The sequence below is a fragment of the Phenylobacterium sp. genome, assembly GCF_044371015.1.
Lineage (GTDB): Bacteria > Pseudomonadota > Alphaproteobacteria > Caulobacterales > Caulobacteraceae > Phenylobacterium.
On the sequence record NZ_JBILUK010000116.1, the window covers coordinates 1 to 9,650 of the forward strand.

General features: G+C 62.5%; 6 protein-coding genes. 5 read left to right on the forward strand and 1 reads right to left on the reverse strand.

Annotated features, from left to right (window positions below; genetic code table 11):
• The 3 genes from ACIQ3R_RS10875 to ACIQ3R_RS10885 form a co-directional block, all read left to right on the forward strand.
• Window positions 1–988: endonuclease/exonuclease/phosphatase family protein (locus ACIQ3R_RS10875; protein ID WP_397418351.1), on the forward strand; the 988-nt coding region annotated here is incomplete at its 5' end.
• Between the two features lie 379 nt (window positions 989–1,367).
• On the forward strand, window positions 1,368–3,932 hold the full coding sequence (locus ACIQ3R_RS10880) for an AMP-binding protein (RefSeq protein ID WP_397418353.1): 2,565 nt from the start codon (window positions 1,368–1,370) through the stop codon (window positions 3,930–3,932).
• 434 nt (window positions 3,933–4,366) lie between these two features.
• Complete coding sequence (locus tag ACIQ3R_RS10885) at window positions 4,367–6,781, forward strand: polar localization protein TipN (RefSeq protein ID WP_397418355.1); 2,415 nt, start codon at window positions 4,367–4,369, stop codon at window positions 6,779–6,781.
• Window positions 6,782–6,791: 10 nt separating this feature from the next.
• On the opposite strand, the gene ACIQ3R_RS10890 is transcribed toward ACIQ3R_RS10885, so the two are convergent.
• Entirely contained in the window at window positions 6,792–7,982 is a 1,191-nt protein-coding gene (locus ACIQ3R_RS10890; protein ID WP_397418357.1) for a polysaccharide pyruvyl transferase family protein, read from the reverse strand.
• A 137-nt stretch (window positions 7,983–8,119) separates the two neighbouring features.
• Here ACIQ3R_RS10890 and ACIQ3R_RS10895 point away from each other — a divergent pair, with 137 nt between their 5' ends.
• Entirely contained in the window at window positions 8,120–9,145 is a 1,026-nt protein-coding gene (locus tag ACIQ3R_RS10895; protein WP_397418359.1) for a glycosyltransferase family 2 protein, read from the forward strand.
• 82 nt (window positions 9,146–9,227) lie between these two features.
• The coding region (locus ACIQ3R_RS10900; RefSeq protein ID WP_397418361.1) for a GDP-mannose 4,6-dehydratase at window positions 9,228–9,650 on the forward strand (423 nt) is incomplete at its 3' end.

The window sequence follows — 9,650 nt, forward strand, 5'->3', positions numbered from 1 at the left end:
AGAGCCGCGCGTCTGGTATCGATGGCGCATGGTCCTGATTTGGAAGTTGATCTGTTTGGGCGGCGCTGGGCTCTCGCTCAGCGCCGCTCTTATGTCATTGGCGGCGCAGGGCGGACGGTTCAGCGAGCGACTGGATGTGCTGACCCATTTCGCGCCCATATATGCATTAGCTGCCCTTGGGGCGCTCGCTTTGGCCATGCTGCAAGGCGCGCGAGTTCGAATCGTCCTTGTCGGATCCGGCGTGATCGGCCTGTTATCGGCTATCTCCCTCATGGCGCCGGAGGCGCTTGCGGGCCAGCCGGGACCTCAGGCTGGCCCCTCGGCTGCGGGTCAGATCAAGATTATTCAGTTCAATGCTTGGGGCGGCAATGCTCGAAAGGCGGATGCTCTCAAGTGGTTACTCGCGCAAGATGCCGATGTGATCTTTCTCCAGGAGAGCGGGAGCTTGCGCGACCCCTTGGTGCGATCGGGGGGCTACACCGCCACTTGCAGCCATTGCGCCTCTCAGATCTTGACCCGCGGAGTCCCGATTGAGACCTACGCGCCGCCCCGCATTGAACGCGACAAGGTGTTCTTGACGACCGCGACACTGAGAGACGGAACCGGCCGTTTCACCGTTGTGGGCGTGCACCGCCACTGGCCGACCCGTTTTGAACAGTCTCGGAAGCAATCGGCGCAACTCAGGGCCTTACTTGGAAGCTACGAGCAGGATCGATTGATTGTGGCGGGAGATTTCAACTCTACGCCGTGGTCGTTCGCGCGGCGCCATGAGGACGTGTCGCTGGGCTTGGTGCGGCGAACCCGCTTCATGCCGACCTGGCCTGCCGAGCGGGTTAGCCACAATCGTCTGCCGGCGTTGTTCCCCTATCTGCCGATCGATCATGTCTACGCCGGTCTAGGATGGGCGACCGTAAGCGTTATGCGAGGGCCTAAACTTGGGTCGGATCACTATCCGGTGGTGGTCATATTGGCGCCTACCTCACCATGAGCCTAGTCTCATATTCCCCTATTGGTGCGAAAAAGCTCCGATGTTGCGGGATAATCTGATGAATATACCGCCTAAGCGGCATTCTATTATGTAATGGAGCTGGTCGCGCATTCAAAGAATCTCACCGCTCCGTCTCGATTGGAGTTCTCCAGTTTGTGTGGGCGGCACCCAGGCAGGTCACCTTGCGACCAGTTGATGCGTTTCAGTGGCTGGGTGACTGTTCCTAAACATCTTCAATGGCCAGTAGAGGGTGAGCGGGCGTCGTGGATTGCTTCGCTCCTACAACCGCCGCGACCTAGGGGCTCTCTAGATCCACCAAGACCGGAAGAGCAAATTGTCTTCATCGACACCAGCCACAGGTCGTAAGCGCGCTACAAGGGTGGCGTTTGCCTCGTCGCTCGGATCCTTCGCGGACGCCATTGCCGTTATCACTGAGAGCGGTGAGCGGGTATCTTACGCGGAGTTGGCGGCCAGGGCTGATGCGTTCGCCCTTGAGGTCGGCGCGGCCCCGAAGCTCGTGCAGATCGAGGCGATGAATGCGCTTGAGCCTTTCGTTGCGTATCTTGGCTGTCTTCGGGCTGGACATCCGGTTCTGCTAAGTGCGGAGGGGGCACACGACCCTCGCCTACGCCAAGTTTTCCAGCCTGATTTGACTTATGCTCGGCTCGGCGCCGAGTGGAGGCTGGTGTGGAGAGACGCACCTCCCGCACGCTTTCATCCTGAACTCGCTGTCTTGCTCTCGACCTCGGGAACGACAGGCGCGACCAAGCTTGTGCGGCTTTCGGCGACGTCCATCGAGGCCAATGCGGCGTCGATCGCCGAGTATCTTGGGCTATCGGCCAGCGAAAGACCAATCACGTCGCTACCTTTCCACTATAGCTATGGTCTGTCGGTGGTGAACTCCCATCTTCGTGTCGGCGCCACGCTTCTCCTGACAGATCGGTCGGTTGTCGACGATGAATTCTGGAGTCTGATGACGCGCGAGGGCGCCACAAGCCTTTCCGGTGTACCCTATACCTATGAACTCCTACGCCGAGTGGGGTTCGACGCGATGGCGCCCCGCTCATTGACGACGCTTACTCAAGCTGGCGGGCGATTGCCTCCCGAGGAAGTCCGGAGCCTAGCGCTCTGGTGTCAGCAACGAGGCGCCAAGTTCTTTGTCATGTATGGCCAGACCGAGGCCACTGCGCGCATGGCCTATCTGCCGCCCAGCCTCGCCGCCGAAAGTCCCGACGCGATCGGAATTGCCATACCGGGAGGCACCTTCACCCTGAGGGGCGAGGGCGGAACTGTTGTCACAGAGTCCGAGGTCGAAGGGGAGCTCTTCTATACCGGCCCTAACGTGATGATGGGCTACGCTACGTCACGTGACGACCTTGCCAAAGGCTCGGAGATCGAAGTGCTTGCGACGGGTGACCTTGCGACCAGGGATGCAAGCGGCCTCTACAGGATCGTGGGTCGAAAGAGTCGGTTTGCCAAGCTGTTTGGTCTGCGTATCAGTCTTGATGAGATCGAGGCTGAGATCCGCCGTACAGGTGGGCGTGGTGTCGCTGTGAGTGACGATAAACTTCTCTACATTGCACTCTTGTCGGGTGATCCGTCGGAGACAGTCGAACACCTCAGTCAAACCTACGAACTGCCGAAGAGCGCCATCTTTGCAATATCCATCAATAGCATATCGACGCTGCCATCTGGAAAGATCGATTATCGGACGACACTTGTTCACTTACAGAACCAGAATAAGTCAGAAAAACATAAATTGCGTTCTTCAATAAGAGATACATTTGCAAGTGAGTTTTCTGGAAAGATTATAAGTGACGATAGCAGTTTTGTATCTCTTGGAGGAGATTCGCTAAACTACGTGAACATATCAGTTCACATAGAGGATAATGTTGGGTTTCTTCCGGAAGAATGGGAAAAATTGTCCATATCTCAACTTGAATCTCTATCCCCGGTCAAAAGGGGTAGCAGTTTTTTTGGTATGAGAGATTTAGAATCTGAAGTATTTATTCGTATGTTGGCGATTGTGGCTGTAATAACAAGCCATTCGTCGGATCTTGTAGTTAGTGGTGGGGCGGAAATATTACTAGTGTTGGCTGGCTATAATCTTTGTAGATATCAAAAATCGAACATAATAACGGGTAGTGGACTCAATATTGTGCTATCGTTCGCAAAAAAAATCTTAATTCCTTACTATTGTTTACTTGCTGTGTTTTTTGTGGTGAACAGAAATATTGATATACCTTCACTTGTTTTAGCTGGTAACGTCTTTGGAAGATTTGGATCTATACTAGAGCCCTTCTGGTTCATTGAAGTCCTGGCTCAAGTTTTCTTGATTGTAGCGATTATGTCGTTGTTCAGTCCGGTTCGCAGATCGATCGCTAATGATCCGTGGCGTTTTGGCTTGATCTGCATTGCAGGCGCGCTCGTGCTGAAGTGCGGAGCCTTCGCGATATTCCAGCATGCTGCGCTCGAAAACCGGACAGTCGACTCGGTGTTGTTGCTGGTAGCGATCGGTTGGTGTCTCCGCGAGGCGGTGACGCCCGCGCGGCGCGGAATCATGACGGCGGTCATGATTGCTCTGGCCGTGGTGGGTGCGACCGGGATCAATGGCGTCTGGCCGGCGTGGCCCGGGCTCTCCGGCTACTCCCACGCGGTATGGCTGTGCGCGAGCGCCGTGGGGCTGCTTTGGGTTCGTCGGCTCCGTCTGCCGTCCTGGCTTCACATGGGGATCGGTGCGATCGCCGCTTCAAGCTTCTACATCTATGTCACCCATGTGATCCCGCTGTGGATCATCTACTGGCAGCTGGAAGTGAAGACGCTCGCTGTCAACCTGACGGCTTGCCTGGTGGTAGGATTAGCGTCGGCCCCACTATTCCGCTGGTGGGAACGTCTGGAGTGGCCGCCATTGCGATCTGTCTGGCCGAGGCGCTCTGGAACATGAACCATCGTTAATGCTCGGGTGCTTACGCCACCCATGACATCGCCCTATTGTCGGCTTGACGGTATAGATGGAAGCGTCAGATGGCGAGCTTGACCGAACTTGTGGCGGCGGTGGTCGTGCATTCTTCCGCGGCGGCGTTTTCACACTTCGGCGTGACGCTAGAGGCGAGGGAGCCCCGCCAGTCCGTCCCGGCTGTGGTCGAGCAGACCGTCGCGCGATCGCCGCGTGCGGAGTCTAATCGTGCAGCGCCATGCTCAGAGACACGGGTAAAGCTCAGGCCCCTGCGAGCCTGACGCGAACCACTCCTGATTGTAGATCCAACCGCATTCTGAGCGGGTAACTGTTTGCGCCGAGGCTACGGGCGAGTATTCCTTGGATCGCGACGTCCCGGACTGGTCGGGCAGGGCCGATGGCGTCGGGAGCGACGGGACCCGATGATATCCTCCAAGCGGCCTCGGCCTCTGGATTTTGACGCCACGCCTGACGCCGAGCCGGCTGAGGCGCCCGACACCCTGGCCATTCGGACGGTCGGCTTTCGGCCGCTGGATCCGCGACAGGAGAGCTCTCCCATGCTGGCCGCCCATAGCGACCACGAGCTGGACGTGGAGACGGAGGTGGTGTCGCCTCGGACCGTCGCCGGACCGCCGCCCGGATGGCCGATCTGGCTCGGCGCCTTTGCGGTGGCCGGGTTGTGGATGCTGGCGCCCCTGGCGTTCGCACTTGGTTATCGTGCGCGGTTGACGCCCCTTACCGAGGACGGTTTCGGTCTGGCTGTTTTCACGCTGATGGGCGCCGGTCCGGCGGCTTTGGTGCTGCTGGCGGCCTACCTGATCCGGCAGGGGCAGAAGCTCGCTCATGAGGCGCGGCGGACCCAGTCGCTGAGCGACGACATGCTGGCGCCGGCTCTGATCGCGGCCTCCCGCGCCGGCGGCGTGACCCAGGAGGTGCGGGAGGAGATCCTCCGCGCCGCAGGTGCGGCTGACGAGGCGCGACTGGCGCTGGAAGCGCTGCGCGACGCTCTGACCTTCGAGACCGATAAGCTGACGGGTGCGACCGCCCAATCCCTGCGCACGGCGAATGAGCTCGCCGCGACCCTGGGGCGCGAGCGTACGGAGATGAGCCAGATGGCCCAGACCCTGGACGCCCAGGCTCTGCGCGTCGCCGATGCGGTGACACAGCAGGCGAAGATGGTGTCGGAGGCCGCCGGCGTGGCCGAGAGCCAGATCCGAGAGTCGCAGGCGGCTTTGGCGGCGCAGACCGCTGATCTCGCCGCCGCCGCCAACGAGGTGAGCCAGACCACGCGAGTGGCCGGAGAGGACCTCAATCGACACATCGCGCGACTGGAAACGGCGGGCGGTGGTGTGACCGAACAGGTGCGCGAGGCGGAAGCCGGCTTGTCCGCCCAAAGGAGCGCCTTGGCGGCCCTGGCTGAGACCTTGCGCGCCGATCAGGCCGCGATCGCGGAGGCGTCCGAGACCCAGGCCCAAAGACTCAAGGCCTTTGCCGAGGAAGCGCGCGCGCTCACAGAGGAAATGGCCACGAGGGCGGCCGACGGCGGCGAGGCGTTGAACTCCGCGTTGGCGGAGGCGATGACGCGCTTTGGGACGCTGGTGGAGGGGGCCCGTTCCGAGCGTGAGGCCCTGGGCGATGCGGCCACGCAGTCGCTTGCCGCGGTCGGAGCGTCAGCCGCCGACCACCGTGCTGAGTTGGAGGCGCAGACACAGGCGGCCGCCGCCGCGTTGACCACGGCAGCGGAAGTCGCGCTGCAGGCGGCGGACAGGCATGCCGCGGCGGCGCGCGAACATGTTGAACAGCTGTCGGAAGCGGCCTTCGGCGCCGGCCAGACGGCCAACAAGGTGTTCGAGGCGCGACTCGAGGAGGCCGAGGCGCTGATCGCCGAGTCGTCCAAAATGTTGGATGAGGCGGGTGCGGCCACGGCGCGCAAGCTGGCGGAAGGCGCAGCTCAGGCGCGAGCGGCGGCCGAGGAATTGTCGGCCGTGCTCGTCGATCTGGAGACCCGCGCCGCGCGACTCCCGGCCGAGGCCGCGGAGCAGGCGGACCATGTGCGAGCCGCCGTTGCGAAGGGGTTGGACGCCCTCAGTGAGCAGAGCCGACGGGCGACGCGCGAGGCCGAGGCCATCGACGCGGCGTTCCAGGCGCGTGTCCGCCAGCATGTCGACACTCTTTCACAGGCGCTGAAGGTGATGGGATCGGCCCAGGCGCCCGCGCCTATCGATCCTGCCCCGGCGCCGCGCGCGGATGTCGCCGAGGCGCCCGGCGTCCTGGCGGATCGGCTGGGTCTTCGTGAGCGGATTCGCCTGACGCCGACCGCGACGGATCTGGAATTTTCAGCGGTGTTCGAGGCGGCCAGCGGCCGTATGGCCACCATTCCGCCGCCGCTGCCTCCGCCGGTCGAGGACGAGGCGGCCGAATCCGACACCTGGACGTGGAAGGATCTTCTGGCGTCTCTTGAAGAACCGGACGGCGAAGGTGTGAGCCTGGAGACCCGAGTCCTGGCGGACCTGGCGGCCATGGATATCGACCCTGCGGTGGTGATCTCTCACGATCGCCTCGGTCCCCTTAGCCAAGCACTGGTGCGCGGCGACCCGGAGGCGGCTCGCGCTGAGGTGCGGCGGATGGCTGGGCCGGCGGTGCGTCGGGCCGCGCGTCGGTTGTTCACAGACGATGAGGTGCGTGCGCGGGCGCAAGTCTTCGTGCGACGTTACCAGACCCTCATCGCCGACGCCGCCGACCAAGGCGGCCGTGACGCAGAAGTCGAAGACATGCTGATGAATCCGGCGGGGCTTGCCTTTCTGCTGCTCGACGCGGCCGGCGGAGAGATGTTGTAGGGGGCCTGCGTCAGGCGGGGCGCGCTACGCGGTCGAAAAGACGGCGGAGCTCTTCCCGGTAGAGGTCGAGGCGGGCTTCGATCCGCTTGGAGCCTTCGACGATCTCGGCGCGCAGCTCTTCGCGTCGGTCCAGGCGATCCAAGGTGAAGGCCACGGCCTCGTCGGTGGAGAGCCCGGAGACCGGAACAAGATGCGGGTAGCCCAGGACGCCATCGAACAGGCCGGCGAACTTGCGACTGTAGGCCACGGGCACCACAGAGACGCCGCTGGAATAGGCGGCGATGCAGGCGTGCATGCGTCCCGCGACCAGAAAATCGAGACCGGAGATGTAGGATTTCGCCTCAGAAGGGGAGGTGAAGGTGGGTGCGCGGATGACCTTCGGGAACTCTTCGGCCAGCCGGTCGGCGACGCGGCCGTCGTCGTCCTGGGGCATGTCCGGCGCGTTGACGTGACAGATCAGGTGAATGCGAACGTCTGTTCGGGCGCTGAAGGCGGAAATCAGGGCGCGAGTGTAGGACGCATAATCCACCTGCATGCCGAATTCGTTGGATCCACTGTAGCCGCCATTGAACAGCAGGCCCGAGATGTTAAGGCCGATGTCGAGGCCCCCGCCCGATTTCAAGCGCGGCTCGAACGGGAGCGCGAAGGCGACATCCACGGCCTCGATCACCCGCGCCCGCGGCGACATGCCTCGAGCGACGTCAAATGAGAGCGGATCTCGTGCGATCACAGCCTCGGCCCGGTTCATCGCCCAGGCGGCGAGTGCGGTTTCCGGCTGGCGGCTGAAGGGCCCGATGGTCTGGGGACTGAGAAGCAACGGCTTGCGGGCAAGGACGGCCATAACTTTTGTCGTCCAGAGATAGCTGAAGCGCTTTCGACCGTAGATGTCCGTGAAACTATCGCCGGCGCCGATGTCCAGAACGCAGTCCACCCCAGCGAGCGCGCGCGCGAAGGCGCCGCCAGGTAGCAGAGCGCGCCCATTGATCGGCAAGGAGCGGATGTCGTCACCCGCGACATAGACCGGCGCGTTGCGATCAACAAAGCCCATGACTGTGAACCTGGGCGAGAGGCCAAGACTGGCCGCGGCCTCGCGCGCCACGGCGATATTGCTGACGGTGAGTGCGCCGACGCCCAGGTTGCCCGAGTTTATGGCGTGCCAGAGCAGTCCTACGGAAAGCGAGCGATCGCGGCGGCCGGTCATGAAGTTTCCGTCGGCTGGCGTCCCCAAGAGCGGGGACAGGCGAAGTGTCGGGCCGCAAACTGAGATCGGCACATGAATTTAAGGTTCAAGCTGCGATATCGAATTCTTGGCGAGTGGGCAGGAGGCGAAGGGCGACAATGGGCGAGGCGGCGCCATTCACGCTGGGCGTGGTGATCGTGAGTTTCCGGTCTGGTGACGTGATCCCAGCGTGCCTCGATTCCCTGCTGGCCTCACATGACGTGCGCCTCAAGATCGTCGTGGTGGACAACGCCTCACCGGACGACACCGTCGCGCGACTGACAGACTGGGCTGGGTCCGCCTTGGGATCGAAACCTCGCTTGGACAGGCTTGACGAAAGCGGCGTCGGGCGAGAGCTGGGCGGGCTCACTCTTATCCAGGGGCGTCTAAACCGGGGTTATGCCGGGGGCGTGAACCTGGGACTAGCGGCGCTGACGGGGCAGGTCGATGCGATCTGGGTGTTGAACCCTGATTGTGTCGTCGCGCCCGACACTGCGCGACTCTATGCCGACGCGGCCCTGGCGCGACCGGACTTCGGGCTGATGAGTTGCCGTACGCTGCATCATGATCATCCGGATGTGATTCAGTCGGACGGCGGGCGGATCAACCGGGCGACCGGCGTCTGTTCACAGGTGAATGCGGGACTTCCGGCCGCCACCACGCCACCACCCGACCCATCGGAACTCGATTGGCTGACCGGAGCCAACCTTGTGGTTTCACCCGGGTTTCTCGCCCGCGTCGGCCCGATGCGCGACGACTACTTCCTCTACTTTGAGGAGGTCGACTGGGCCTTCCGGCGCGGTGATGCGCCGCTCGTCCATGTGCCAGGCGCCAAAGTCTATCATCATGCCGGCACATCGATCGGCTCGGGCGGCTATCATCGACGGCCCTCAGCGTTCGCCAACTTTTTCAATCATCGCAATCGCCTGCGGTTCGCTCGGCAGTACTTCTCGCCCGTTCCGATCGCCGCCTATGCCTACAGTCTGGCCAAGGCGGCGCAGCTGGTGCTGAAGAGCGCGCCGGATGAGGCCTGGGCGATCATCGCCGGGAGCTTTGAGCTTCCGCCGCCCCGTGAAGTGGGCGCCAAGTTCACCGATCCCGAGACACGGGCGCTTGCGCTTGGTCGATCGCACACCGTTCGTTAGCGGGCGTTGGGGCACAACGTGATTTGAACCCATCGGCCGCACCTGTATGGGAGGCCGTCGCAACAGACCCGAGGTCTTGCTCTTGAAGATCCTGATCACCGGCGGGGCCGGTTTCATCGGCTCGGCCGTGGTGCGCCGAGCCATCGCCGACGGTCATCAGGTCGTGAATCTGGATGCCCTGACCTATTCGGCCAATCTGGAGAACGTGGCGGGCGTGGCCACGGCGCCGGGTTATGTCTTCGAGCACGTCGACGTAACCGACCGGTCCGGGTTGGAACGCGTGTTCGCGGCGCACAAACCCGACGCCGTGATGCATCTGGCGGCCGAGAGCCATAACGACCGGGCGATCGAGGGGCCGCTCGACTTCGTGCGCTCCAACGTTCTGGGCACGGCGATTTTGCTGGAAGTGGCGCGCGCTCACTGGAACACGCTCAGCGAGTCCGCAAAGTCGGCGTTCCGGTTCCACCACGTTTCGACCGACGAGGTGTTCGGCGCGCTGGGCGAG

Bases quoted from the DNA above. Each gene is read 5' to 3' on its own strand.
- ACIQ3R_RS10895 (WP_397418359.1), top strand. From the start codon at position 8,120: ATGGGCGAGGCGGCGCCATTCACGCTGGGCGTGGTGATCGTGAGTTTC.
- ACIQ3R_RS10890 (WP_397418357.1), bottom strand. From the start codon at position 7,982: ATGACCGGCCGCCGCGATCGCTCGCTTTCCGTAGGACTGCTCTGGCAC.
- ACIQ3R_RS10885 (WP_397418355.1), top strand. From the start codon at position 4,367: ATGATATCCTCCAAGCGGCCTCGGCCTCTGGATTTTGACGCCACGCCT.